Origin of the sequence: Nocardioides pollutisoli, assembly GCF_040045055.1 — a bacterium.
In the GTDB taxonomy this organism is placed as follows: Bacteria; Actinomycetota; Actinomycetes; order Propionibacteriales; family Nocardioidaceae; genus Nocardioides; species Nocardioides tweenelious.
Window position 1 is genome coordinate 495308 of record NZ_JBDZDU010000002.1, and the last position, 25303, is coordinate 520610.

The window sequence follows — 25303 nt, forward strand, 5'->3', positions numbered from 1 at the left end:
CGGTCCCGGTCCCTTGCGCCATCACAGGGTCTCCCTCAGTCGTCGGACCTCGGAACGGCGGGCGAGCGCGCGCCCGATCAGGCTGGCGCCGAGGCCGAGCACGACAAGCGCCAGGACCGCGGCCACGACGACCGCTGACCACGCGGTGTCGAGGTCGAGGGTGGAGACCTCGGGCGCCGTCGCGAACAGCGGCACGATCGGGAGGGCGAGCTGGGCGCCGTACACCCCGCAGATGCTGCCGACGACCACACCGACCAGCACGGCCGGCAGCTGGCCGGCGACCGACATCGCCCGGATGGACCGGCCGGGGACGCCGCTCATCCGCAGCGCCGCCAGGTCGCGGGTGCGGAAGCGCCAGCCGCTGAGCGCGCTGACGAGCAGCACCAGCAGCGCGATCAGCAGCGAGACCGCGCCGACCAGGCCGGACAGCTGGAGGCTCCAGGCAGCCACGGTGTCGTCGTACGTCGCGCGCACGTCGCCGAGCGTGGTGACGTCCGCGACGGCGATGCCGCGGTCGTCGAGTGCCGTCGTGAGCTCGTCGAGGAGGGCCGGGTCGTCGTGGGCGAACCACACCTCGATGTCGGCCAGGCTGGTGACCCCGCTGCCGCGGCCGATCAGGTCGAGGTTGACGACGTTGCTGTCCGGGCCGGACCCCGGGACGGGGTCGAGCGTCCCGACGGCCTTCGCGTCGCGCTGCTGCCCGTCGAGACCGACCACGGTGAGGTCCGTCGCGTCGTCTCCCCCGGGCGGCACGAGCGTCGGTACGATCCCGGGCACCCAGGCGTGCGGCAGCGTGAAGACCGTCGTGCCGGGACTCTGCACGGTGATGCTGAGCTCATCGGCACCCTGGTCGTCGGCCTGGAAGATGCCGTTGTCATCGTCGACGACGTCGACCCACTGGTCGGCGGGCGTGAGGTCGATCTGGCCGCTGGAGAGCAGCGCGGTGCCCTTGATCGACGCACCGGGCAGGGTGCCGACCCAGATCCCGGTCACGTAGCAGCCGTCGGTGCAGCTGACGGCCTTGGTCAGGCGGAAGTCACCCGTCCTGTCGAGGTGGCCCAGCGTGGTGTGGAGCGTCTCGCCGTTGCGGACCAGGTCGACGCCGATCGAGACCGGGTTGGGCCCGCCGTCGATCCGGGTCGACTTCAGGGTCGAGTCACGGACGTCGAGGGTGAGCTCGGGCCCGGTGAGCTCGATCGGGTCGACGTCGGGGACGGCCAGCGGGTCCCACGTCGACGCAGGCGGTGCGCCACCCGGGAAGAGCGCGATGGACCGGAAGCCGTCCGGGACGACGGCCACCGTGGTCGGCCCGTCCCCGGACGGCCGGACCGAGACCACCGGGGTCAGCTCCTGGCCGTCGGGGTCGACCTCGTCGATCGCGTCGCGCATGGCGCTGAGGTTGTTGCCGCTGACGGTGGCGACGAGCGGCGCGCCGGCCTCCTGCTCGGCGGCCGACGCCCGGTTGCGGTCGCCGACGACGTACGCGTCGGCCGAGAAGACCGCGAGCGCGGAGGCCAGGGTGACAACGGCGACGATCCGCCGGGTGCCGGGACTGCGCGCGGCGTCGAGGACGCTCACACCGGCGCGGACGCGGCCCCGGCGCAGCAGGCGCCGACCGACGATCGAGGCGGTGGGCGCAGTCAGGTGGGCCATCACCAGACCGACGACGATCGCGAGGAGGCCGGGCGCGGCCAGCGCGATCGGGCCGTCCAGGCTCCCGGTCGCGAAGGCGACCACGAGGGCGCCGCAGCCGGCGATGACCAGGGCGTCGGCTACCCCCAGACCCCAGCGGGTCTGGCGCGGCGGGACGCGCCGCAGCAGGGTCGCCACGGGCTCGCGCACGATCCGGGCGACCGCGACGACGGTGACGAGGGTGAGCACGACGACGGCGAGGAGCACGGCGGCCGCGACCGGCAGGCGGATCTCGAAGGGCGCGTCGCCAGGGAGCATCACCGTGCGGGCGAACCAGGCGCCGAGCAGGGCGGCGACGAAGCCCGGGACCACGCCGACCAGTGCGACGGGCAGCAGCTCGCCGAGCAGCAGGCCTCGCGCGCCCTTGCGGCCGCGGCCTCGGAGCCGGGCCAGCGCGACCTCGGGTCGCCGCTGCTCGGTGACGGCCAGCAGGACCAGCCAGAGCACGACGACGGCCAGCAGTCCGAGCTGCGCCATCAGCAACGGCACGGTGACCCGAGACTGCTCGGTCTGGTCGCGGATGTCCTGGGCGATGTCGGGCAGGCCGGTGACGACGTGGACCTCGGCCTGGGTGCGGGCGTCGTGCTTGGCCTGGTCCTCGATCACGGCAAGGTCGTCGGACAGCGCGAGGACGTCGTCGACGCCGACGTTGTCGCTGTCGAGCGGCAGGTCGACCGACGAGCTCAGGCCGGGCAGCAGCGGCAGGGAGCGCGAGTCGAAGGTCTCGCGCGGCGTGAGCCAGACGTCGTGCTGCCTGATCCCGCTGACGGGGTCGCTGACGCCCGAGTAGCCGGTCAGCACGAGGCCGAACCAGTAGTCGCCGGCCTCCTGCTCGTAGACACCCGTGACCGTCAGCGTCGCCGAGCGGGAGTCTCCGGCGACGCGGAACGTGGTGCCCACGTCGTACCCGAAGATCTTGGCGTCGGCCTTGCTGACGGCGATGTCACCGGGACCGGTGGGGCAGGCACCGTCGACGAACGTGAGGTGGTCGCACTGGCCGTCGCGCCACGTGATGGACCCGGCCGGGTCCTGGACGCCCTCGGGCAGCGGCCGCACGTCCGCGGAGTAGCCGACGATCGGACCCAGGTAGTGGTCCTGCGTCGACGCCGGGACCCGCCGGAGCAGGTCCTCGGGGGTCGGCAGCGTCGGGGCGGGACCGCCGGCGTACTCGGGCTCGCCCTGCTCGGCGCTGAGCTGAAGCCCGACGACCGACGGCGCCTCGTGGGCGATCGCGATGTCGGTGAGCGCCTGCTGCATCGCCCGGTCGTAGAGCGGTGCGAAGGCCGCGCACGCGGTGATCAGGGCCGCCAGCGCGGCGATCGCCGCAGCCTGGAACGGCCGGTACCGCCAGCGCATCTACCAAGTCCCCCCGTGGCCGTCCAGGTAGGCCGAGACCAGTCCACCCATGTTCGCGAGATCGTAACCCCCTTCCTGGACCAGGACGCTGGGCAGGTCGAGCGCGCCGAGGGAGACCCCAGCAGCCCGGAAGCCGTCGGCGGTCACCTGCAGCGGGCTCTCCGGGTCGTCGCCCGCGGCGTCGACGCCGAGCGAGACGACGAGGGCGTCGCAGTCGGCATCGGCGACCCACCGCGCGAGGTCGGCGACCGCCTCGGTCCACGGACCGTCACCGGTGCCCTCGGCGAGCGGCAGGTTGCGGGTGGCGCCCTCACCGTCGCCCACCCCGGTCTCGGACGCGTGCCCGAACACGTGCGGGAACCAGCCCGCCGCCGGGTCGACGTGGAGCGAGCCGTAGAGCACGTCCGGGCGCTCCCAGAAGATCGCCTGGGTGCCGTTGCCGTGGTGGGCGTCGATGTCGATGACCGCGACCTTCGCCCGGCCGGCGGCGCGCAGCCCCTCCGCGGCGACCGCCGCGTTGTTGAGGTAGCACGACCCGCCGTACCCGCTCGGCGTGACGTGGTGGCCCGGCGGCCGGCAGAGGGCGTACGCCGCACGCAGACCCTTGTCCTGGCCGGCGACCACGAGGTCGACCGCGGTGAGGGCGACGTCGACGGCCGCGCGGGCGGCCTCCCAGGTGCCGGGACCGACGAGCGTCATCGTGTCGTAGCAGTGCTCCCCCGCCTGCGCGTGGAGTGCGGTGGCTGGCGTCGGCTCCATGCCGGCCAGCAGCCCGGCGGTCTGGAAGAAGTAGGGCACGACCCGGTCCTGCCCGACGATCTCCTCGTACGGCGCCGCTGCCCAGGCCGCGGCCGCGCCCTCGAGGAAGGCCAGGAGCTCACCGTCGTGCACGAGATCGAGCAGCTCGTCGTCGTGCGGTGCCGCCTCGTGGAGCCGGTGGCCCTCGAGGGCAGCCAGGATGACGTCGACCCGCTCGGGCAGCTCGGTGCCCGGCGTGGGTACACCGACCCAGACCTCGTGCTTCGGGACGTGCAGCCGCGTCGTCGGCGACCAGACCACGGGGATGCTCACCGCGTCAGCATCCCACCCGATCTGCGCCGACTCCGGCAGGATGACCTGCATGCCTCGCGCGCGCGATCTGGGGATCCGGATCGGCTCCTTGCCGACCGGGCCGACCAACTCCGTCCTCGACGTCGAGGGGGTCGGTCTCGGACACGCGACCGTCCACCGCGACGAGCCGCTGGTGGCCCGGACCGGGGTCAGCTGCCTGGTGCTGGCCGAGGACGCCTACCTGCGGCCGGTCCCGGCCGGTGGGGCGGTGCTCAACGGTGCGGGCGAGTGCACCGGGTTCATCACCGCACAGGAGTGGGCGTCCGCCGAGACGCCGGTCTACCTCACATCGACCATGCAGCTCGGCCGGGTCTACGACGCGGCCTGCGAGATCGCGCTCGAAGCTCACGCCGAGGTCGCCGACGACGTGATCATCCCGATCGTCGGCGAGTGCGACGACTCGTACCTCAACGACTGCCGGCGGATGCACGTGACCGCTGACGACGTCCGCGCGGCACACGCGGCGGCGCTGGCATCGCGAGGATCCTCGACCGCTCCGGACGAGGGCGCGGTCGGCGGGGGGACGGGCATGTCCTGCCTCGGGTTCAAGGGCGGCATCGGTACGTCGTCGCGGGTGACCGCCGAGGGTCACACGGTCGCCGTCCTCCTCATGACCAACTTCGGTGCTCGCTCCGAGCTCACGGTCGCAGGTGTCCCCGTCGGGCGGCTGCTCGAAGATCGGTGGTCGAGCCTGTCGAGACCGTCGGAACCCGAGAAGCCCGCCGGGTCGTGCATCGGGATCGTCGTCACCGACGCCCCGGTCGACGGCGCCTCGTGCGCCCGCCTCGCCCGCCGGGTCGGTCTCGGCCTGGCTCGGGCCGGGTCGGTCGCCCACCACGGCAGCGGCGAGATCTTCATGGCGTTCGGCACCGGGATGCGGCTCGACCGCGACCAGCGGGCGGACGTCGTCCCTCTCAGTGGCCGTGGCATCGACCCGCTCTTCCAGGCGGTCGTCGAGGCGACCGAGGAGGCGGTGCTCAACTCCATGTTCACCGCCCCCACGACGGTCGGCCGCGACGGCCACTCCAGCGAGTCCCTGCACTCCCCGGCCGTCCTGGACCTGCTGCGATGAGCGAGGTCCGCATCCGGATGAGCGACGGGGTAGAGCTCGCCGCCACGCTCTACCTGCCGGACCCGGAGTCCGGACCGCAACCGTGCCTGCTCGAGGCGCTGCCCTACCGCAAGGACGACCTGACGTCGTCGTACGCCGCGGGCTACGACGACCTGCGCGACCGGTTCGGCTTCGCGGTCTGCCGCGTCGACGTGCGCGGCACGGGATCGTCCTCCGGCGACGCGCTCGACGAGTACCAGCCCGCCGAGCAGCGCGACCTGCCCGAGGTGATCGCCTGGCTGGCGGAGCAGGACTGGTGCAACGGCCGCGTCGGGATGTTCGGCACGTCGTACTCCGGCTTCAACTCGCTGCAGATCGCCTGCGAGGACGTGCCCGCGCTGGGTGCGGTGTTCGCGATCTACTCGAGCGACGACCGCTGGACCGACGACGTGCACTGGCGCGGCGGCGCGCTGAAGCTGGTGGACCTCGTGGACTACAACCACTACATGACGCCGATGTGCGTGCTGCCGCCCGTTCCTGGGCTGTGGGGCGACGGTTGGCGGGCCGAGTGGGAGCGGCGTCTGGAGACCAACGAGCCCTGGGTGCTGACCTGGCTCCGCGAGAACGTGCACGGCCCCTACTGGCAGGGCGGGTCGGTGCGGCTCGATGCCGCGGGTGACGGCTACGAACGGCTCGACATCCCGACCATGCTGGTCGCGGGCTGGGCCGACGGCTACCGCAACAACTCGTTCCGCACCGTCGCCGCCCTCGCGGAGAACGCCGTCCCGCACCGGCTGCTCGCCGGACCCTGGGCGCACGCCGACCCGATGCACGCGATGCCCGGCCCGCGGATCGACCTCGACGTGGAGATGGCCGCGTGGTTCGACCAGTGGCTGCGCCCTCCGTTGGTTGAGGAGGGTGCGCAGCAACCGTCTCGAAACCAGCCGTACGAGTCGCACTGCGACGTCTTCGTCCGCTCCTCCACCGTGCCTGCTCCCGACCTCGACCTGCACGAGGGCTGGTGGCTCCGGCTCCCCTCGGTGCCACCGACCCGGCCGTGGTCGGTCGAGCTCACCGGGCACCGACGGCTGGAGGTCATCCCCGACACCGGGACGGCCGCGTGGATCGACTGCGCGGGCCACCTCCCCTGGGGCCAGTCCGGCGACCAGCGGCTCGACGACGCCCGCTCGCTGACCTGGGACGTCGTCCCCCCGGCGGACCCGGTCGTCGGCCAGCCACGCGCCACCTTGCGCGTCAGTGCCTCGGCGCCCCAGGCATCCCTGTCGGTGAAGCTCTGCGACGTCTTCCCGGACGGCACCTCCGCCCTGGTCGCGCGCGGCACCCTCGACCTCGCCTTCCGAGACGGCGTCCACGGATCGCCGTCGCCGCTGGTGCCGGGTCAGGAGTACGACGTCGTGGTCGACCTCGACGCCTGCGCCTACTTCTGGACGCCGGGCAACCGGCTCCGGATCAGCGTCGCCGGCTCCGACTGGCCCAACACGGTCGCCCCGCCCGCACCGGTGACCCTGACCGTGCACGGCGGCTCGGTCTCGCTGCCGCTGCTGGAGGGTGCCTACCCCGCGCCGACCTTCACGCCCGGAGCACCGCACTCGTCGGAGTCGATCGACGGCACCACCTGGGAGATCAGCGACGACGTGCTGCGGCGGACCACCACCGCCCGCACCCACACCGTGTCGGAGTACGAGACGCCGTACGACGGGCTCGCCCGCGAGGACTACTTCGGTGAGGTCAGCGTCGAGCGTCGTACGCACCACCAGACCGCACACGCCGTCACGACCTACGACCTCGAGTGGCCGGGCGCCGACGTCCAGGTCACGTCGACCATGGACATCGCGGTCACGGCCGCCGGCGTCGACGTCACCATCGACCTCGACGCCACCCTCGACGGCGCGGAGGTCTCCCACCGCACCTGGTCCGAGCACATCCCGCGCCCCGCCGCTGGTTGAGGAGGTCGCGCAGCAACCGGTCTCCGCTGGTTGAGGAGGTCGCGCAGCGACCGTCTCGAAACCCCCGCACTCAACCGCCGACGTCGGCTGCGGGGGTTTCGAGACAGGCCCCCAGGGGGCCTTCCTCAACCAACGGGGACCAACAGCGACCGTCTCCGCTGGTCGAGGAGGTCGCGCAGCGACCGTCTCGAAACCCCCAGGGGGCCTTCCTCAACCAACGGGGACCAACAGCGACCGTCTCCGCTGGTTGAGGAGGTCGCGCAGCGACCGTCTCGAAACCCCCGCACCCAACCGCCGACGTCGGCCGCGGGGGTTTCGAGACAGGCCCCCAGGGGGCCTTCCTCAACCAACCGGGACCAACAGCGACCATCTCCGCTGGTTGAGGAGGTCGCGCAGCGACCGTCTCGAAACCCCCGCACCCAACCGCCGACGTCGGCCGTGGGGGTTTCGAGACAGGCCCCCAGGGGGCCTTCCTCAACCAACGGGGACCAACAGCGACCGTCTCCGCTGGTCGAGGAGGTCGCGCAGCGACCGTCTCGAAACCCCCAGGGGGCCTTCCTCAACCAACGGGGACCAACAGCGACCGTCTCCGCTGGTTGAGGAAGTCGCGCAGCGACCGTCTCGAAACCCCCGCACCCCACCGCCGACGTCAGCCGCGGGGGTTTCGAGACAGGCCCCCAGGGGGCCTTCCTCAACCAACGGGGACCAACATCGACCGTCTCCGCTGGTTGAGGAGGTCGCGCAGCGACCGTCTCGAAACCCCCGCACCCCACCGCCGACGTCAGCTGCGGGGGTTTCGAGACAGGCCCCAAGGGGGCCTTCCTCAACCAACGCGGTCGCGCAGTGACCGTCTCGAAACCCCAGGGGGCCTTCCTCAACCAACGCGGTCGCGCAGCGACCGTCTCGAAATCCCCAATGGGCCTTCTCGACCAACGGGGACGAGCAGCCGGGGTACGGTGTCTCTCACCTGCACGGGAGGCACCCATGTCCGACCCGCACCCAGCGCCGCTGGGGACCCTGGGCCGTCGTGTACGCGACGCCCGGACGCACGTGAGTGAGCGCCGACACGGCCTCACCGGCCATGCCGGCCACATCGAGTTCGCGCACGCGCAGCGCGACCTCTGGCAGGCGCTCGAGGCCTACGTGAGCAAGCTCGAGCTCGAGGGTCTGCCGGTGCCGCGCACGATCCGCTCCGAGCTGCAGCTGCACCGCGAGCTGTTCAGCCGCCGCTGACAGGTGAGGCTGGCAGAAATGAGAAACGGCGGCCGTGCTCCGAGGAGCACGACCGCCGATCTATGAGGCGTGAGCCGTCAGGTCAGAGACCCTTGACGTTCTCGGCCTGCGGGCCCTTGGGGCCCTGCGTGACGTCGAACTCGACGGCCTGGTTCTCGCGCAGCGACTTGTAGCCGGTGCCCTGGATCGCGGTGTGGTGGACGAACACGTCCGGGCCGCCACCCTCCTGCGCGATGAAGCCGAAGCCCTTGTCGTCGTTGAACCACTTAACAGTTCCGTTGGCCATGATGTGCCCCTCTCGGGTCGATATGTCGGCTGACCCTGGTGGTCGGCCGCAAAGCTGAAGACATTGCGTACGACCTGATGTCCAGCTGATCGACAACCAAGAACGTGGCAAAACCGGCACCTCGTGGTGGGTGCCGAGAGGACGAGTCCTCTTCCAACAGGAACGACGGTACCAGTGCCGGACCCCGGCGCCCCCATTCGCGCTCCTGACCCGCGCGTCACACCAGCCAGTGCGCTGCGTACGACGGGTCCGTGAGGGCTGGGCGATCGAGGGCGAACGTCGACGAGATGGTCTCCCGCTCCCCCGTGACGAGGTCCGCGAGCAGCCGGCCGAAGGTCGGCGCGAACTTGAAGCCGTGCCCAGCGCCCAGTCCCACCACGACATCGGGGTGCCCGGGCACGCGGTCCATCACGAAGTCGCGGTCCGGCGTGAGGGTGTACTGACACCGCAGCGATCGCACGACCGGCCCCGAGCCGGGCAGCATCTGCCCCACGTGGCCGGCGAGGAGACCCAACATCTGCTCGGACGGATCGGTGCCGCGCGCGTCGGGGTCGACCTCCGGGCCACCGCAGTCCTGAGCCGCCTTGATCGTCGCCTCGCCGTAGCAGGGAAACCCGTAGAACGACGGCTCGTCCATCCAGATCCACAACGGCATCCGCTCGGGGGCGAAGTCGTCGGGCTCCTCGGGGGCGAAGTACGTCGCCTGCTCGAGCGTCACCGTCAGCGGGATCTCGTGGCCGATCCCGGCGAGCACCTGGTTGGTCCAGGCGTCGGCGCAGACGACCACGCCCCGGCAGGAGTACGTCGTGCCGTCGTCGAGCGTGACCGAGCCGTCGCCCACCGACGCCACGATCGTCCGGTCCTGCAGCACCGCGCCGTGCCGGACGGCCAGCTCCTGCATGACGGCGGTGCCGGGTCCGGCGGGGACGATCGCACCGCGCTCCTGGAAGAGCCCGATGGTGCCGGCCGGCAGCGAGAACTGCGGCCAGCGCGCTGCGATCTCGTCGACGTCGAGCAGCTCGAAGCCGATCCCGACCTCGGTGAGGGCGTCGGTGTAGTCGATCAGCGGGATCGCGGGCTCGGGCGGGAAGAGGTCGAGCCCGCCCACCACGGTCACCAGCTCCTGGCCGGCCGCCTCGGAGAGTCGCACCCAGTCGTCGTACGCGTCCTGCGTGAGCCGGACGTACTCCGGAGTGTGGTAGCTGTGCCGCAGGATCCGGCTGGTGTCGTGGCTGGCGCCGCGGCTGTGCCCGAGCTCGAAGCGCTCCAGCCCGAGCACCGAGAAGCCGCGCGAGGCGAGCTGGTGTGCCGTCGCTGACCCGAGCGCCCCGAGCCCGACGACGATGTAGTCGTAGTCAGTCATCGGTCGACTCCAGACGTGGCAGCAGCCAGCGGCGGATGTCCGCGGAGTCGTCCTCCATCGGCGCGAACCACCCGTGCGTGTAGGACCGCGACGACATGCCGCGCTGGACCGACTCGCAGATCGCCCAGTCCTGCTTGTTGACCAGGTCCCAGAGGTCGCCCGCGTCCGACGGGTCGAACGCCGGGTCGGCGACCGCCGACGGGTGGAAGAGCAGCAGGCACTCGATCCGCGTGTGGTCGACCGACTGCGGCAGCAGCACGAACGCTGCGACGTGGTCGGCCGAGGCCGACAGCATCAGGTTGGGGTGGACCATCTCGCCCTTGTGGCGCACCTGCTCGTGCTCGTCGAGGCCGGGGAGCGGCGCGCGCTCGGTCGTCCCGCTCATCGTGAACGTCCACGCACCCTCGCGGTGCGGCACGCCGTTGTCCCAGTCGATGTCGGTCCCGCCGCCTCCGAAGGCCGGCACCAACCGGGTGAGCTCGGGGTGGACCGGCCCGCAGTGGTAGCACTCGTTGTAGTTCTCGGCGACGACCTTGTAGTTGGCGGCGACCTCGTAGCTGAACCGCAGCCCGGTCACCAGCTCGCCCATCGCGTAGTTGGCGAGGGTCGACGCCGGTCGTGCCATCGCCTCGGCGAGCGAGACCGTCGGCGCACCGAGGTGCACGAAGACGAAGCCGGCCCAGGCATCCACGGCGACCGGCTTGAGCGAGAAGGCCGTACGTTCGTCGTCGCTGAGCTCGGCGTGCGGTGCCTTGAGCAGCTCGCCGGACAGCGAGTAGGTCCACGAGTGGTAGGGACAGCGCAGCGAACCGGCCGCCGTGCACACGGGCTCCGCACCGGGCAGGGCCGTGAAGAGCTGGGAACCCCGGTGCCGGCAGACGTTGTACGACGCGTGCAGGGATCCGGCCGCGTCGCTGGTGACCAGCACGGACTCCCCGACGACGTCGACGACCGCCACTCGGCCGGGCTCGTGCAGTCCTAGGTCGGTGGTCCGGCCCACGCAGAACCACTCCCCGTGGAGCACCCGGTCGCGCTCGACGGCGAACGCCTCGGGGTCGACGTACATCTCGCGCGGCAGGGCCGCCTGCAGGTCACTCATCGTCACTCATGGGCAGCGCTCCTGGATGCGACGAGGTGGCACGCGCTCTGGTGCCCCTCACTGGCCGGCAGCACCTCCAGCGGGATGGTGCGGCAGGCGTTCTCGACGAGGGCGGCGACGCCGCTCGCCAGGGCGGGGCAGCGCGGGTGGAAGCGACAGCCCTGCGGGATCCGGGTCGGGTCGGGGATCTCGCCCTCGAGCACGACCGGCTCGAGCCGCTCCATCTCGGGGACGACCGAGAGCAGCGCCTGGGTGTAGGGGTGCTGCGGGTCCGCGAGCACCTCCTCGGTCGGCCCGGCCTCGACGATGCGGCCGAGGTACATGACCGCCGTCCGGTCCGCGATGTTCCAGGCCAGGCCCAGGTCGTGGGTCACGACGAGCACGCCGAGACCGAGCTCGGTGCGCAGCTTGAGCAGCAGCGCCAGGATCTCGCCGCGGATCGAGGCGTCCAGGCTGGACACGGGCTCGTCGGCGATCAGCAGCTCCGGCCCGAGGGCCAGCGCGCCGGCGATGAGCACCCGCTGCCGCTGGCCGCCCGAGAGCTCGTGCGGGTAGCGCAGGAACAACCGCTCCGGCGGTCGCAGGCCGGCCGCGGAGAGCGCGTCGGCGACCTGCTGCTCCTCGGTCCGGTCGCCGCCGTGCGACAGACCGTGGAGGCGGAGCCCCTCGGCGACGGAGTCGTAGACGGTGTGCCGTGGGTTCAGTGCACCGGCGGGGTCCTGGAGGATCATCTGGGCCCGGCGGCGGAACGGCTTGAGGTCCTTGGTGCGGTAGCTCAACGGCTGCCCGTCGACCAGCACCCGACCGGCGGTGGGCGGCTGCAGGCCGACCAGGGCGCGGGCCAGGGTCGTCTTGCCCGAGCCCGACTCCCCCACCAGCGCGACGATCTCGCCTGACCTGAGGACCAGGTCGGCGCCGTCGAGTGCCGTGGCCGTCGGTCCGCCGCGGGACCCGAACGCCACGGTGAGACCCTGGGCCTCCAGCCTGAAGGTGCTCATGCGTCCACCCGGATGCAGGCGACGTCGCGAACTCCTCGTTGGTCGCCTGTCCTTCGTTGGTCGAGCCTGTCGAGACCCACCAGCGCAGGATCGGCGGTCGTGCACTCGTCGACCCCGATCGGGCAGCGCGGGTGGAACGAGCACCCGGTGGGCAGGAACCGCGGATCCGGCGGGTCACCGGCCAGTCCCGCCGGCGCGTAGCGCGCCGCCGGGTCGCCGATCCGCGGGAACGACGCACCGAGCGCGGTCGTGTAGGGGTGCAACGGGTCGGTGAAGAGCTGGCCGGCAGGACCCTGCTCGATCACCCGCCCGCCGTACATCACCGCGATCCGGTCGCTGGTCTCCGCGAGCACCGACAGGTCGTGGCTGATCAGCAGCATCCCGACGCCGAGTTCGCGCACCAGGCTCGACAGGACGTCGAGCACCTGAGCCTGCACCATCACGTCGAGCGCGGTGGTGGGCTCGTCGGCCACGACCAGCGACGGCCGGCAGGCCAGGGCCATCGCGATCATCACCCGCTGCCGCTGGCCGCCGGAGAGCTGGTGGGGATAGGCCTTTGCGCGTACGGCGGGCAGGCCGACCTGGCTCAGCAGGTCGGCGACCCGACGGTCGACCTCGGCCGCGCCGACGCCGGGCTCGTGCAGCCGGATCGGCTCCGCGATCTGGTCACCGATCCGGTGGACGGCGTTGAGCGAGTGCAGCGCGCCCTGGAAGACGATCGACGCTCCGGCCCAGCGGAGCGCGCGCAGGTCGCCCCAGCGCATGGTGACGACGTCCTCGCCGTCGACGAGCACCTGGCCGGTGACCGTCGCCGACGCGGGCTGCAGGCGCAGGATCGTGCTGGCCAGCGTCGACTTCCCGCAGCCGGACTCCCCCGCGACGCCCACGATCTCACCGCGGTCGACGGCGAGCGACACGTTGCGCACGGCGGGCAGCGGCCCCTCCTCGGTGCGGTAGGACACCGAGAGGTCCTCGATCCGCAGCAGGTCGCCCATCAGCGCTCCCCCCTCATCGTTCACGGAGCTTCGGGTTGAGCACGGCCTCCAGCGCCTGACCGACCAGGGTGAACGACAGCACGACGAGCACCACGCAGAGCCCCGGCGGCACGAAGAACCACCACGACCCGGTGGTGATCGCGCCGACGCTGTAGGCGTCGTCGAGCATCGAGCCCCACGACACGCGCGTCGGGTCACCGAGGCCGAGGAAGCTCAGCGTCGTCTCCGAGAGGATCGCCACCGCGACGCAGAGGGTGGTGTTGGCGAAGACGAGTGGCACGACGTTCGGGAAGACGTGCCGGTTGATCAGGTGCCGGTGGCCGGCACCGAGCGCGCGGGAGCGCTCGAGGAACGCGCGCTCCTTGATCGACAGCACCTGGCTGCGGATCAGCAAGGCGGTGCCGGGCCACGAGGTGACACCGATGACGATCACGATGTTGACCAGCGACCGCCCGAGGACGGTGGCGAGCACGATCGCGAGCGGCAGGAACGGGATCGCCAGGAACCACTCGGTCAACCGGAAGAGCACCGCGCCGACCCAGCCGCCGAAGTAGCCCGACGTCAGCCCGACGAAGGTCCCGATCAGCATCGAGATCACGGTCGCCATCAGGCCGACGAACAGGGAGATCCGCGAGCCCCAGATCAGGAGGGTGAGCACCGACCGGCCGTTGTCGTCGGTGCCGAGCCAGTACTCCCTCGACGGCGGCTCGAGGATGCCGCCGGTCGCCTGCGTGACCTCCAGCCCGGAGCGGTCGGCGATCAGCGGGGCGAACACGGCGACCAGCACGAAGATCGACAGCACCACCAGGCCGAACATGCCGGCGCGGTTGCTGCGGAACTCCCGCCAGGCGCGGGACCGGCTGGCGCGGCGACGGCGTCTTGTCAGCTGCCGCGACGTGAGGGTGACTGCCCCGTCCCCAGCAGGGGTACTCACGTGCGCACCCGCGGGTCGAGCCAGCCGTAGAGCAGGTTGGCGGCGAGGTTGGCCAGGATCACGCCTGCCGACGACAGCAGGAAGATCCCCTGCAGCAGCCAGTAGTCCGGCACCGAGAGGGCCTCCGTGGTCAGGAGCCCCAGCCCGGGGATCGAGAAGATCGTCTCGATGGTGATCGCACCGGCCACCACGAAGCCGAAGTTGAGCGCGACCACGGTCGTCGTCGGGAGCAACGCGTTGCGGACGCCGTGACGGTTGCGGACCTGCACGTCGCGCAGCCCCTTCGCCCGCGCCGTCGTCAGGTAGTCGGAGCCGAGCTCGTCGACCAGCGACCCCCGCATGATCAGCGCGTAGTCGGCGAGGTAGGCGAGGGTCAGCGTGATCACCGGCAGCGCGAGGTGCCAGAGCGTGTCGAGCACGCCGGACAGCGACGACGGGTCCGCGTCGACCGAGTGCAGCCCGCCCGTCGGGAAGATCCCGGGCAGCGGACCGATGCCGACCGCGAACGCCGCGATCAGGAGCAGCCCGAGCCACCACTCGGGCATCGAGTAGAGCGTCAACGACGCACCCGTCGACAACCGGTCGAAGCGGGAGCCGCGGTCCCAGCCGGCCCGGATCCCGATCCAGACCCCGAAGAGCGCGGCCAGCACGGTCGACGTACCGACCAGGAGCATGGTCGGCCAGAGCCGTTCGAGAAGGACGTCGGAGACGTCCTTGTGGTAGAGGATCGAGTAGCCGAGATCGCCGTGGACGATGTTCTTCAGGAAGGTCACGAACTGCTCGCCGAGCCCCTGGTCGAGCCCGTACGTACGCCGGAACTCCTCGAGCTGCTCCGGCGTGCTGAGCCGGCCACGACCGAGGGTCCGCGCCGGGTCGCCGGGCAGCACGCGGAAGAGGAAGAAGTTCACGACCAGCATGAACATCAGGCTCCCGAGCGCGCCGGCGACCTTGCTCCCGGCGTACCGGCCGTAGCCGGACCACCGTCGGCGGTTGCCCTGCCGCGCCTCCGCGGACACCGCGGCGGGATCCGCCGCGACGATGCTCATGCACTCACTCCCGGTCCGCCGTGGTGCCTCGACGGCGGACGGCGATGACGACGCCGAGGATGACGATCACGGCCGCGGCCACGCCGATCCCGATCAGGACCGCCGGGCTCGTGCTGCCGGAGTCCGAGGTCGAGTCGCTCGCCGCGGTGGCGTTGGCGGAGCCGTCGCAGTCGCCCGCGTCGGCGACCGGCCGCACGTGCATGTAGCTGTAGACGCCGGACTGGAAGAGCCACACGCCACCCGGGTCGGGCTGCTGCGCGAAGCAGGCGAACCGGTCGCTGCGGAACGCCTCGCCGATGGTGTCGTACGCCGTGACCAGGTAGGGCGCGTCCTCGTAGACCATCTGCTGCATCTGGTGGACCATGTCGACCCGCTTGGCCTTGTCCATCTCCACGCTCTGCTGGTCGTAGAGCTTGTCGTAGGCGTCGTTGCAGTACCACGTGTCCGACCACGACCCGAGCTGGCCGCAGGTCAGGTAGTCGAGCATCGTGGTCGGGTCGGGGTCGACGTACCAACCCCACTCGAAGGCGTCGTAGTCGCCGTCCAGGATGACGTTGGTGAGCTTGCTCGACTCCATGCTCACCACGTCGGCCTTGATGCCGATGTCGGACAGCCACTCCTTGAAGTAGTTCATCGTGTTCAGCGACGTCGGCGACTCGGAGCGCGCCGCCAGCCGCAGCGTGCCGATCGGCGAGCCGTCCGGCATCGTGCGCAGCCCGTCGCTGCCCTTGGTGTAGCCGGCGGCGTCGAGCAGCTCGCCGGCCTTCTCGGGGTCGTAGGTGTAGGCCTCGTCCGCCGGCGGCTCCCAGCGCCACGTCGTGAACGCCGGCGGGATGATCACGCTGCCGGGGACACCGGCGCCCTGGTAGACCTTGTCGATGATCTTCTGCGTGTCGATGGCGTAGCCGAGGGCGTGGCGGAACGCCGCGTCCTGGAGCGCCGGGTTGCCGTCGCCGATCGGGTCGCCGGTCTTGGTGTCGACCGCACCGGTGTTGAAGGCGATCTCGTCGAAGCTCGGTGCGTTGCCGTTCTGCGCGGTGATCCCGTCACGGCCCTGCAGCGACTTCACCTGCAGGGCGTTGATGCCGTCGATGAAGTCGACCTCGCCCTTGATCAGCGCCTGGATCATCGGGTCCTGGCTCTTGTAGACCCGGTAGACGACCCGGTCGACGTGCGCGGCGCCCTTCCAGTAGTCGGGGTTCCTCTCGAAGACGTACGTCGACGCGCCTGCGCTGCCCTCGACCAGCCGGAAGGGGCCTGACCCGACGACCGGCTGCCCGTCCTCCGGCTCGTTCGTGTAGGTCTTCACGTCCTTCTCGGCGACGTCCTTCCAGATGTGCTCCGGGACGATCGGGATCGGGAGCAGCGGCAGGCTGGAGTTCGGCTTCTTGAGGTGCAGGACGAGCGTCTTCGGATCGGTCGCCTCGGCCCCGGTGACCTGGTTGAGGTAGGCGCCCCAGGTGGCCGCCTCCGGTCCGCCGTCGATGACCCGGTTGTAGGTGTAGGCGACGTCCGCGGCGGTCAGCGGCACCCCGTCGGACCACATCGCCTTGTCGGTCATGTGGAAGGTCCAGGTGAGTCCGTCGTCCGAGGTGTCCCAGCTGGTCGCCAGCGACGGCTCCGGGGACAGGTCCTTGGTCGTGTAGGTGACGAGGGTGTCGTACATCAGGCCCCACATCTCGAACGACGTGGCCTCGATCCCGACGAACGGGTTGAGCGAGTCGGCGTCGTTGAGCATCGCGACCGTCAGCGTGACCGGGTCGTCGGCGGCGTGCGCGGGGCTGGCGACGGTGGTGCCGAGTGCGAGACCGGGAGCCATGGCGGTGAGGAGCAGGGCCCCCGCCGCGAGCAGTGAGGTACGTCGTTCCCTGCGCTTGCCCATGACACTCCCTGGTGGCTGGCCTGGCCCTTGAACTGCTGTTCAGGTGTTCCTACTACATCGCGCGCGATACCGGGAGAGCCTCCGTCGATCGATCGGGGAAATCCCCGGTATTGAAACCCGTTCGAAACAGGATCCGGGGTCCGCGGCCGGTCCGGGGACGAAATCGGCAGTACCTTGGCCCACGTGACGGACAACCCGCCCACGGCGACCCGCATCCCGCACGAGCACACCGAGCACGGCGTCTCCCGTCCCGATCCCTACTTCTGGATGGGCTCCGGCGGTGACGAGCTGCTCGAGCACCTGACCGCCGAGCGGGCGTTCTACGACGCCTCGACCGCGCACCTGTCCGCCCTGGTGTCGGACCTGACGACCGAGATGGTGTCGCGCGTCGCAGCGACCGAGACCTCACCGGCCTGGCACCGCGAGCGGTTCTCCTACTCGTCGCGCACCGCGGCCGGGCAGGAGTACGCCGACCTCGTGCGTGCGCCGGCCGGATCCTCCCTCGCCGACGCCGCCCCCTTCCTCGACGTGAACGCGCTCGCCGAGGGCGCGGACTACCTCGAGCTCGGCGTGACGATCGTGAGCCCCGACGAGGACCTGCTCGCCTGGTCCGTCGACCGCACCGGCGACGAGGTCTACGAGCTGCGCTTCCGCGACCTGCGCACCGGGACGGACCTCGCGGAGGTGGTCCCGCGGACCTACTACGGCGGTGCGTGGAGCGCCGACTCCCGGTGGTTCTTCTACACCGTCCACGACCAGGCCTACCGGCCCTTCCAGGTGTGGCGGCACCGGATCGGCACGCCGGTGACCGACGACCTGCTCGTGCTCGAGGAGCCCGACGAGCGCTTCGACCTCAACCTCCGCGCCACCCGCAGCGGCGGCGCCATCCTGATCCTGAGCGAGAGCCGGGACACCGGTGAGACCTGGGCGATCGACGCGACCGCGCCCGAGTCGGCGGCACGGTCCGTGGGCGGCCGGCGTCCGGGCGTGCTCTACCGGGCCGAGCACGTCCGCGAGAGCGACGTACTGCTCCTGGTGACCAACGACGACGCGGTCGAGTTCCGGCTGATGTCCGCGCCGCTCCCCCGTGACGCCGACCAGGACCACACGACCTGGAGCGAGGTGCGGCCGGAGCAGCGCTGGCAACGGCTGCTGCGTGCGGACGCCTTCGCCGCCGGTGTGCTGCTCACGGTCCGGGAGGACGGGAAGCGCCAGCTGGTGCAGGTCCCCCACGACGACCTGGCCGGTGCGGGCGGCTACCGGCTCATGGCGTCCGACGAGCCCGACGGCGACACGGTGCTGCTCCGGTCGCCGCGGTACGACGCGGATGCGGTGACCGTGCTCGAGGAGTCGTGGCTGCGACCGGGCGTCGCCCGCTCGGTGACCCTCGACGGTGGCCTGCTCACCACGGTCTGGTCCGAGGAGGCGCCCGGACACGACCCGTCGCGCTACGTGAGCGAGCGCCGTACGTTCCCGTCCGCGGACGGGACCGAGGTCCCGGCCACGGTCCTGCGCCGCCGCGACACGCCGCTCGACGGCACGGCGCCCGCGCTGGTCTACGGGTACGGCGCCTACGAGGCGGTCGACGAGCCCACGTGGGACCCGGCGCTGCCGAGCCTGCTCGACCGGGGCGTGGTCTACGTGGTCGCCCACATCCGCGGCGGCGGCGAGGGCGGCCGCCGCTGGTGGCTCGACGGTCGGATGGAGCACAAGCAGCACACGTTCGACGACCACATCGCGGTCGCCGACGGCCTCGCCCGCGACGGCCTGGTGGACCCGACCCGCATCGCCACCCGCGGGTTGAGCGCCGGGGGGCTGCTCCAGGGCGCGGTCTTCAGCCAGCGACCGGACCGGTGGCGGGCGGTGGTCGCCGAGGTGCCGTTCGTCGACGTGGTGACGACGATGCTCGACGCCACGATCCCGCTGACGATCAACGAGTGGGACGAGTGGGGCGACCCGCGGCGCAGGGCCGACTTCGACTGGATGCTCGCCTACTCGCCGTACGACAACCCGCCGGCCCCCGGCGGCCGCCCTGACCTGCTGGTCACCGGGGCCGTGCACGACCCGCGCGTGATGGTCCGCGAGCCGGCGAAGTGGGTCGCGCTGCTGCGCGAGACCGACCCGGAGTGGTCGCCGCGCTGCCTCTTCCGCTGCGAGACCGGGGCGGGCGCGCACGTCGGACCGTCCGGGCGCTTCGCGCACCTGGCCTACGAGGCCGAGGTCTACGCGTGGATCCTGGAGCGACTGCTGTGACCCCCCTTCATGAGGAGGTCATCGAGGTCGCGCGGGCGCTGATCCGCTTCGACACGAGCAACGCGCCCGGTCTGGACGCCCACGAGTCCGCGCCGGCCGCCTATCTGCGCGACTACCTGACCGGCGCCGGCGTCGACTGCGAGCTGGTCGCCCGCGAGCCGCGCCGCGCGAACCTGGTCGCGCGCATCCCCGGCACCGGCGACGCCCCGTCGCTGGCGTTCGTCGGGCACCTCGACGTCGTGCCGGCCGACGCGCGGGACTGGACGCACCCGCCGTTCGCGGCCGTCGTCGACGAGGGCGGCTGGCTGTGGGGCCGGGGCGCGATCGACATGAAGAACGAGGTCGCCGCGCGCGCCGTCGCGATGGCCGAGCTGGCGCGGTCGGGCTTCCGGCCGAAGGGTGACCTGTGGCTGATCGCCGTCGCCGACGAGGAGGACGGCATCGCCGACGTCGGCATGCGGTGGCTGCTCGAGACGCGACCCGACATCCGGCCGGACCTGGCGATCAACGAGGGCGGCGGCGAGCGGCTGCCACTGACCGACGGACGGGTGGTGCAGACCGTCAGCGTCGGCGAGAAAGGCACCTACCCGGCTCGCGTCGTGGCGGTCGGCGAGGCCGGGCACGCCTCGACCCCGGACGTCGGCGCCAACGCCGTAACGCTCCTGGGTGAGCTGCTCCGCCGCGTCGGCCGCGGCATGCCGACTCCCGAGGGATCACCGCACGTCGACAAGATGCTCGAGGTGCTGCTCGGGTCGTACGACGACCGGGGCGCCGCCCTGCTCGCGGCGGCCGCGCTCCATCCGGTGCTGGCGCACTCGATCCCCGCGCTCGGCGGCACCACGATGGCGCCGACGATCCTGAGCGGCTCGGGCAAGCGCAACGTGATGCCGGCCCGCGCGTCGGTCGAGCTCGACTGCCGGATCCTGCCCGGGACCACCGAGGCGGACGTCGAGCGCGCCGTCCGCTCCCGGCTCGGCGCCGACCTCGCCTACGAGCTCGAGTGGCCCGAGCCGCTGATCGCCGGCAGTGCCTCGTCGCCCACGACCAACCTGATGGACGCCATCTCGCGGGTCCTGGTCGCCTCGGGCGACGACGCCGAGCTGCTGCCGATGCTGTGCACCGGCTTCACCGACTCGGTCTACCTCCGCGCGGCGGGCACCCCCACGGCGTACGGCTTCAGCCCGTTCCGCTCCACCTCCGCCCAGGTCATCACCTCCGGCTTCCACAACGCCGACGAGCGCGTCCACATCGACGACCTGCTGCTGTCGGTGGAGTTCCACCTCGCCCTCGCGAAAGACCTCCTCGGCTAGCCACCACCGGTGGTTGAGGAGGTTGCGCAGCACCTCCGGTGGTTGAGGAGGTTGCGCTAGCAACCGTCTCGAAACCCCCGCAGCCCAAGAGACCACCCCGGTTCACGGCGTTTCGAGACTGGACGTCGCCCTTCCTCAACCACCGGAGGAGGAGCCGAAACGCCCCTCGACCTCCGCGAGCCGCGGGTCGCGCAGCCCGACGCAGTCGAGCGCCCAGAAGGGCTCGCAGTAGACGAGGGCGCCCGTCATCCAGGTCTCGTGCGCGGGCAGCACGACCACCTGGAACGCCGGCTCGGGGATCCGCACCGACGGGCGGGTGAAGCCGAGCGGCGTCGCAGGTGACCACCCGCGCGAGCCGTAGTAGCCAGGATCGCCCTCGAGGAAGACCGCCGGCGCGCCGAGCCGCTCGGCCTCGGCGACAGCAGCGGACAGGAGCGCCGTCCCGATGCCGGAGCCCTGGTGGGCGGGCGAGACGGAGAGCGGGCTGAGGACGAGGACGCCGACCAGCTCCCGACGTGCGTCGACCCAGGACCGGCTCAGCTGCACGTGTCCGACCACGGTCCCGTCCACGACGGCGACCAGGCTCGCGCGGGTGCTGTGCGAGGCGTCCAGGGCCGCGACCATCCGGGCCACGTCGACGCCGTGGTCGCCGAAGGCGGCCTCGACGACGGCGAGGACCGATGCCATGTCGGCCGGGACCGCGGGTCCGACCTCCACGTCAGCCCGCCAGGAAGCTGAGTCGCACCTCGCGCTCGGCGTTGTCGACGTTGAGGTCGACCAGGCAGATGCTCTGCCAGGTGCCGAGGGTGAGGCGTCCGTCCAGCACCGGCACGGTGGCGTACGGCGGGACGAGCGCGGGCATCACGTGCGACCGGCCGTGACCGCGGCTGCCGTGCCGGTGCTGCCACCGGTCGTCGGCGGGCAGCAGGTCGGCCAGCGCGGCGAGCAGGTCGTCGTCGCTGCCGGCGCCGGTCTCGAGGATCGCGATGCCGGCGGTGGCGTGCGGGACGAAGACGTGGAGGAGTCCGTCGCCGCGGCCGGATGCGAAGTCGCGGCAGTCGGAGGTCAGGTCGAGGACGGCCTCGCGGTCGCCGGTGCGGTAGGTGCGGGTCTCGGAATCCACGCGACCGATCGTGCCACGGGTGGCTACGGTCGGCGCATGGACGTGACGTCGTTGGCCTATCGCACCGATCTCGCTCTCCTGCGGCTGGCCGGCAGCGAGGTCCACGACCACGGGACCCACATCATCGTGCGGACGGCCGACAACCCGACGTACTGGTGGGGCAACTTCCTCCTCATGTCCCACCCTCCCCGGGCCGACGAGGTGCCGGCGTGGATCGAGCTGTTCGAGGCGACCTACCCCGCGTCGCGACACGTCGCCTTCGGGGTCGACGGCGCGGACGGATCCGTCGAGGACCTCGCGGCCTTCCGCGACGCAGGGCTGAACGTCGAGGGCTCGACGGTGATGACGGCGACCTCGGTCCACGAGCCGCCCCGTCCCAACCGCGAGGCGACGTACCGCCCGCTCGTCAGTGACGACGACTGGCAGCAGCAGGTCGAGCTCGGCATCGCGGGCGAGCACGAGGACGGCGGCCAGGACTTCGTGATCGCCAAGACCGCCGCCGAGCGGTCGCTGACCGGTCGCGGGATCGGCGAGTGGTGGGGCGCCTTCGTCGACGGGCGGCTGCTCGCCTCGATGGGGCTCTTCTCGGCCAGTCCCGGGCTCGCCCGGTTCCAGCAGGTGAAGACCCACCCCGACGCCCGGGGTCGCGGCCTGGCGGGGACGCTGGTCCACGAGGTCAGCCGCTTCGGCTTCGACGAGCTCGGGGCGCAGACGCTGGTGATGGTCGCGGACCCCGACTACCTCGCGATCAGGGTCTACCGCTCGGTCGGCTTCGCCGACACCGAGACCCAGCTCCAGGCGGACCGGAAGCCCACATAGACGGCGCAGCTAGACCGCGGTGCCGGTGTCGCCGCCGGGATCGCGGACGCCGCCCGCGCACGACGCGAACGGCTCCGGAGCGGTCTCGCCGCCGCCGAAGGCGTGGATGAAGAGCGCCAGCCGAGGGTCGTCGGCCCCGGTGAGCTCGAGCTGCCGGCCCCAGACGGTCACGACCACCGGGGCGTCGAGGCCGGGGTACGGCGCCATGATGCCGTTCTGCGGCAGCGCGCCGGCCAGCGTGCTGACGTCGTCGGCGTCGAGGTCGGGGTCGTAGCTGATCCAGACGCTGCCGTGCTCGAGGTCGTGCACGACGTTCTCCTCGCGGACCGGCTGGTCGTAGGCACCGCAGTCCAGCCACACCGGCGCGTGCGGACCACCGACCGGCGGGCTCTGCGGGTAGTTGATGTCGGCCGACGTGTGGGTCACCTTCAGGTCGTCGTACACCTTGACGCCCTTGAGGTCGGCGCTGCCCGCGGTCGCGTCGAGCGGGTCGTCGTCGTTCACCAGGAGAGGTACGGCGAGGGCGGTGGTGAGCACCAGCAGCGCCACGGCGACCGCGAGGACGACGATCGTGCTGCGAGAGCGCTTCGGCTCCTCGACCGCACCGACGGTGAGGTGCACCGGCGGCGGGTAGCCCGGCGGGGGCGGTGGGTAGGGCGGCGGTGGCGGGATCGACGAGCGGTCGGACTCCGGTGGGTGGTCCGTCATCAGTCGGCGAGCAGTCGTTCGACGCGCTCGACCTTGGCGCTGAGCTGCCCGTCCCAGCCGGGACGGATGTCGGCCTTCAGCACCAGGCCGACGCGCGGGGACACCGCGGCGACGACGTCGACGGCCTGCTTGACCACGGCCATCACCTCGTCCCACTCCCCCTCGATGTTGGTGAACATCGAGTTGAGCTCGTAGGGAAGCCCGGAATCCTTGACCACCCGGACGGCGGCGGCGACGGCCTCGGAGACGCTCCCGGTCTCGTCAGCGGTCCCCGGCGAGATGCTCATGGCCACGATCATGCTGAAACGGTATCGACTGCCTCCACGCGAAGTCGTGCCAGGGCGTCGCGCGCCTGCGACTTCACCGTGCCGACCGAGATCCCGAGCACCCGCGCCGTCTCCACCTCGGTCAGGTCCTCGTAGTAGCGCAGCACGATGACCGCACGCTGCCGCGGCGCCAGCGCCGAGAGCGCCTGGCGCAGCGCGAGCCGGTCATCACCCGGCCCGTCGACCGGCGTCTCCGGCAGCCGGTCGGTGTGGACCTCGCGCCACCGACGCCGCCGCCAACGGCTGACACTCTCGCGGGCCAGCACCTTGCGCACGTAGGGATCGGGCCGGTCCGCGATCTTCTTCCAGTGCGGGACGGCCTTGATCAACGCCACCTGCACGAGGTCCTCGGCGTCCTCGTGGGAACCGGTGAGGAGGTACGCCGTCCGCAGCAGCGCCGGACGGCGCGCCGCGACGTACTCCTCGAAGGACTCAGGGCCGGACACGGCGCCTCCAGATCAGAAGTCCGGCTGCCGCCGCAAGGCACACCGCCGCCGCCAGGCCAGCAGCCAGGCGCGGATCCATCGGCGACGCCGGTCGCTCTGCATCAACCGAGGGCGAGCTGAGCAGGTCGGTCGCGAACTGCCAGCCGCCGCCCAAGGAGTCGGTCGGGAAACGGACCAGCTCCTGCGTCTCACCGCCTGTCAGCGAGTGCTTGACGAGGGCGGTCTTCCCGGTGCGCCAGCCGCCGATGCGCTGCAGTGTCACGATCGCATCCGGGTCGAGCCAGTCGACCACCCCGAAGGAACCGTGGGTGCCACTGACGACCCGCAGGTCGGCCGCCGGCCCGGCCATGACGTCGTTGGGCGAGCGGTTGCCGAAGACCGCCGCGATCTCGTCCCCGGACGGGCCGAGCCCGATGAAGTGCATGCTGCCGAAAGCACCGGAGACTGCGGGATAGCTGATCCGCCGCGCTCGCTCCGACTCGTCCAGCGCGACGAGCCGATGGTTCATCAGGATCCGGCCGTGCGCTGCTCCCATCAAGGACGCTCCGGCAGGTACGCCCGGCACGGCAACCGGCGCCGCGCCGAGCCGCCAAGCGGTGACGGTGCCGAACCTCGACGACGACCGGTCCATGTCCGAGGCGTCGTCCCCGCCGACGATCTGACCGGCGGAGAAGACGACGGTCGCGGCATCGGCCCACGTGAGGAAGTCCGGGCGCAGGCCGTGAGCAGTGTCGATCCAGTGCCGCGTCACCTCGCCCGTCACGAGGTCGTAGACGGCCACACCTGCAATGGGGCCGTCCGCGGTGTTGGGCGTGCCCGTGGTCGGCCCGGTCAGCCAGTAGGCGACGTGCCGCCCGTCTGGCGCCAGGTCGACATCGGCGTACTCGAGATCAGCGTCGGGCAGGTCGACGAACGCGTAGTCACCCGACGTCGCCGACACACCCACCGTGCCGGCGTGGCTGCCCGTCCAGCTGCCGCGATCAGCGCTGGTGATGGCGACGAGCTGCCCGGGCGTCTCGGTCGACGGCAGCCACGGGCCCGGCGCCCACATCCGGTTCGGCAGACCCGCGGGTCCCTCAGCAGGCACCGGCGTCGGTGCGGACCGTTGCCAGTCGACCGTCGCGATCGTCGCCAGCAGGACGGCCGCGGCCGCCGCGATCACGACGGTCCCGGCGCGCCGACGCCGGTGATAGCGGCGCCCGCGGTCCCACAGGCCGGGGTCGGGCACCGCGGCCGGCGCCTCGCCCGCCAGGTCGGCGAGCCGGTCGTGCAGCGTGGTCATCGGACCTCCCGGAAGGTGCTCACA

General features: G+C 71.7%; 22 protein-coding genes. 6 read left to right on the forward strand and 16 right to left on the reverse strand.

Annotation, left to right across the window (positions count from 1 at the left end; genetic code table 11):
* Positions 1-21 precede the first annotated feature (21 nt).
* On the reverse strand, positions 22-3048 hold the full coding sequence (locus tag ABLE68_RS20485) for an FtsX-like permease family protein (RefSeq protein WP_348873853.1): 3027 nt from the start codon (positions 3046-3048) through the stop codon (positions 22-24).
* A complete protein-coding gene (locus ABLE68_RS20490; protein ID WP_348873855.1) occupies positions 3049-4170 on the reverse strand; it encodes a histone deacetylase family protein in 1122 nt (373 codons plus the stop codon).
* On the opposite strand from ABLE68_RS20490, the gene ABLE68_RS20495 reads away from it, so the two are divergent.
* The 3 genes from ABLE68_RS20495 (at position 4169) to ABLE68_RS20505 (ending at position 8409) form a co-directional block, all read left to right on the forward strand.
* Positions 4169-5230: a P1 family peptidase gene (locus ABLE68_RS20495; RefSeq protein ID WP_348873857.1), complete on the forward strand. Its 1062-nt coding sequence runs from the start codon at positions 4169-4171 to the stop codon at positions 5228-5230. The genes ABLE68_RS20490 and ABLE68_RS20495 overlap by 2 nt on opposite strands.
* On the forward strand, positions 5227-7176 hold the full coding sequence (locus ABLE68_RS20500; RefSeq protein WP_348873859.1) for a CocE/NonD family hydrolase: 1950 nt from the start codon (positions 5227-5229) through the stop codon (positions 7174-7176). The genes ABLE68_RS20495 and ABLE68_RS20500 overlap by 4 nt, the downstream gene beginning before the upstream one ends.
* 1050 nt (positions 7177-8226) lie before the next feature.
* Positions 8227-8409: a hypothetical protein gene (locus ABLE68_RS20505; protein WP_348873861.1), complete on the forward strand. Its 183-nt coding sequence runs from the start codon at positions 8227-8229 to the stop codon at positions 8407-8409.
* A gap of 82 nt (positions 8410-8491) precedes the next feature.
* Here ABLE68_RS20505 and ABLE68_RS20510 read toward each other — a convergent pair whose 3' ends face one another.
* The 8 genes from ABLE68_RS20510 to ABLE68_RS20545 form a co-directional block, all read right to left on the reverse strand.
* Positions 8492-8695: a cold-shock protein gene (locus tag ABLE68_RS20510; protein ID WP_348873862.1), complete on the reverse strand. Its 204-nt coding sequence runs from the start codon at positions 8693-8695 to the stop codon at positions 8492-8494.
* A gap of 217 nt (positions 8696-8912) precedes the next feature.
* A complete protein-coding gene (locus ABLE68_RS20515) occupies positions 8913-10058 on the reverse strand; it encodes an FAD-dependent oxidoreductase (RefSeq protein WP_348873864.1) in 1146 nt (381 codons plus the stop codon).
* On the reverse strand, positions 10051-11157 hold the full coding sequence (locus tag ABLE68_RS20520; protein ID WP_348873866.1) for an aromatic ring-hydroxylating oxygenase subunit alpha: 1107 nt from the start codon (positions 11155-11157) through the stop codon (positions 10051-10053). Before ABLE68_RS20520 ends, ABLE68_RS20515 begins: the two co-directional genes overlap by 8 nt.
* A gap of 2 nt (positions 11158-11159) precedes the next feature.
* Positions 11160-12155, reverse strand: coding sequence for an ABC transporter ATP-binding protein (locus ABLE68_RS20525; protein WP_348873867.1), 996 nt, complete (start codon positions 12153-12155; stop codon positions 11160-11162).
* Positions 12152-13174 (reverse strand): ABC transporter ATP-binding protein, encoded by a 1023-nt coding sequence (locus ABLE68_RS20530; RefSeq protein WP_348873869.1) that lies wholly within the window; start codon positions 13172-13174, stop codon positions 12152-12154. The genes ABLE68_RS20525 and ABLE68_RS20530 overlap by 4 nt, the downstream gene beginning before the upstream one ends.
* Positions 13164-14084 (reverse strand): ABC transporter permease, encoded by a 921-nt coding sequence (locus ABLE68_RS20535; RefSeq protein WP_348873871.1) that lies wholly within the window; start codon positions 14082-14084, stop codon positions 13164-13166. Before ABLE68_RS20535 ends, ABLE68_RS20530 begins: the two co-directional genes overlap by 11 nt.
* On the reverse strand, positions 14081-15130 hold the full coding sequence (locus ABLE68_RS20540; RefSeq protein WP_348873873.1) for an ABC transporter permease: 1050 nt from the start codon (positions 15128-15130) through the stop codon (positions 14081-14083). The genes ABLE68_RS20535 and ABLE68_RS20540 overlap by 4 nt, the downstream gene beginning before the upstream one ends.
* A 4-nt stretch (positions 15131-15134) precedes the next feature.
* Positions 15135-17012: an ABC transporter substrate-binding protein gene (locus tag ABLE68_RS20545; RefSeq protein WP_348873875.1), complete on the reverse strand. Its 1878-nt coding sequence runs from the start codon at positions 17010-17012 to the stop codon at positions 15135-15137.
* A gap of 183 nt (positions 17013-17195) precedes the next feature.
* On the opposite strand from ABLE68_RS20545, the gene ABLE68_RS20550 reads away from it, so the two are divergent.
* Complete coding sequence (locus ABLE68_RS20550; protein WP_348873877.1) at positions 17196-19265, forward strand: prolyl oligopeptidase family serine peptidase; 2070 nt, start codon at positions 17196-17198, stop codon at positions 19263-19265.
* Positions 19262-20575, forward strand: coding sequence for a M20/M25/M40 family metallo-hydrolase (locus ABLE68_RS20555; protein WP_348873878.1), 1314 nt, complete (start codon positions 19262-19264; stop codon positions 20573-20575). Before ABLE68_RS20550 ends, ABLE68_RS20555 begins: the two co-directional genes overlap by 4 nt.
* A gap of 135 nt (positions 20576-20710) precedes the next feature.
* Here ABLE68_RS20555 and ABLE68_RS20560 read toward each other — a convergent pair whose 3' ends face one another.
* Positions 20711-21292 carry a GNAT family N-acetyltransferase gene (locus tag ABLE68_RS20560; RefSeq protein WP_348873880.1) on the reverse strand — a complete coding sequence of 194 codons (582 nt, stop codon included), beginning with the start codon at positions 21290-21292 and terminating at the stop codon, positions 20711-20713.
* Position 21293: 1 nt separating this feature from the next.
* The gene (locus tag ABLE68_RS20565) at positions 21294-21698 is read right to left on the reverse strand and encodes a secondary thiamine-phosphate synthase enzyme YjbQ (protein ID WP_348873882.1); all 405 of its coding nucleotides are present in this window, start codon (positions 21696-21698) and stop codon (positions 21294-21296) included.
* A 36-nt stretch (positions 21699-21734) separates the two neighbouring features.
* On the opposite strand from ABLE68_RS20565, the gene ABLE68_RS20570 reads away from it, so the two are divergent.
* Entirely contained in the window at positions 21735-22517 is a 783-nt protein-coding gene (locus ABLE68_RS20570; RefSeq protein ID WP_348873883.1) for a GNAT family N-acetyltransferase, read from the forward strand.
* Between the two features lie 9 nt (positions 22518-22526).
* On the opposite strand, the gene ABLE68_RS20575 is transcribed toward ABLE68_RS20570, so the two are convergent.
* Genes ABLE68_RS20575 through ABLE68_RS20590 form a run of 4 tightly spaced genes read right to left on the reverse strand, consistent with a single transcriptional unit; the run spans position 22527 to position 25279 of the window.
* Positions 22527-23225: a thioredoxin-like domain-containing protein gene (locus ABLE68_RS20575; RefSeq protein WP_348873885.1), complete on the reverse strand. Its 699-nt coding sequence runs from the start codon at positions 23223-23225 to the stop codon at positions 22527-22529.
* Positions 23225-23524: an MTH1187 family thiamine-binding protein gene (locus tag ABLE68_RS20580; protein WP_348873886.1), complete on the reverse strand. Its 300-nt coding sequence runs from the start codon at positions 23522-23524 to the stop codon at positions 23225-23227. The genes ABLE68_RS20575 and ABLE68_RS20580 overlap by 1 nt, the downstream gene beginning before the upstream one ends.
* Positions 23521-23997, reverse strand: a complete 477-nt coding sequence (locus tag ABLE68_RS20585; RefSeq protein WP_348873887.1) for a SigE family RNA polymerase sigma factor — start codon at positions 23995-23997, stop codon at positions 23521-23523. Before ABLE68_RS20585 ends, ABLE68_RS20580 begins: the two co-directional genes overlap by 4 nt.
* Positions 23984-25279, reverse strand: coding sequence for a hypothetical protein (locus tag ABLE68_RS20590; protein ID WP_348873888.1), 1296 nt, complete (start codon positions 25277-25279; stop codon positions 23984-23986). The genes ABLE68_RS20585 and ABLE68_RS20590 overlap by 14 nt, the downstream gene beginning before the upstream one ends.
* Between the last annotated feature and the right edge of the window lie 24 nt (positions 25280-25303).

Bases quoted from the DNA above. Each gene is read 5' to 3' on its own strand.
- ABLE68_RS20540 (WP_348873873.1), bottom strand. From the start codon at position 15,130: ATGAGCATCGTCGCGGCGGATCCCGCCGCGGTGTCCGCGGAGGCGCGG.
- ABLE68_RS20485 (WP_348873853.1), bottom strand. From the start codon at position 3,048: ATGCGCTGGCGGTACCGGCCGTTCCAGGCTGCGGCGATCGCCGCGCTG.
- ABLE68_RS20590 (WP_348873888.1), bottom strand. From the start codon at position 25,279: ATGACCACGCTGCACGACCGGCTCGCCGACCTGGCGGGCGAGGCGCCG.
- ABLE68_RS20510 (WP_348873862.1), bottom strand. From the start codon at position 8,695: ATGGCCAACGGAACTGTTAAGTGGTTCAACGACGACAAGGGCTTCGGC.
- ABLE68_RS20515 (WP_348873864.1), bottom strand. From the start codon at position 10,058: ATGACTGACTACGACTACATCGTCGTCGGGCTCGGGGCGCTCGGGTCA.
- ABLE68_RS20580 (WP_348873886.1), bottom strand. From the start codon at position 23,524: ATGATCGTGGCCATGAGCATCTCGCCGGGGACCGCTGACGAGACCGGG.
- ABLE68_RS20490 (WP_348873855.1), bottom strand. From the start codon at position 4,170: ATGCAGGTCATCCTGCCGGAGTCGGCGCAGATCGGGTGGGATGCTGAC.
- ABLE68_RS20545 (WP_348873875.1), bottom strand. From the start codon at position 17,012: ATGGGCAAGCGCAGGGAACGACGTACCTCACTGCTCGCGGCGGGGGCC.
- ABLE68_RS20570 (WP_348873883.1), top strand. From the start codon at position 21,735: ATGGACGTGACGTCGTTGGCCTATCGCACCGATCTCGCTCTCCTGCGG.
- ABLE68_RS20520 (WP_348873866.1), bottom strand. From the start codon at position 11,157: ATGAGTGACCTGCAGGCGGCCCTGCCGCGCGAGATGTACGTCGACCCC.
- ABLE68_RS20500 (WP_348873859.1), top strand. From the start codon at position 5,227: ATGAGCGAGGTCCGCATCCGGATGAGCGACGGGGTAGAGCTCGCCGCC.
- ABLE68_RS20575 (WP_348873885.1), bottom strand. From the start codon at position 23,225: ATGACGGACCACCCACCGGAGTCCGACCGCTCGTCGATCCCGCCACCG.
- ABLE68_RS20495 (WP_348873857.1), top strand. From the start codon at position 4,169: ATGCCTCGCGCGCGCGATCTGGGGATCCGGATCGGCTCCTTGCCGACC.
- ABLE68_RS20525 (WP_348873867.1), bottom strand. From the start codon at position 12,155: ATGAGCACCTTCAGGCTGGAGGCCCAGGGTCTCACCGTGGCGTTCGGG.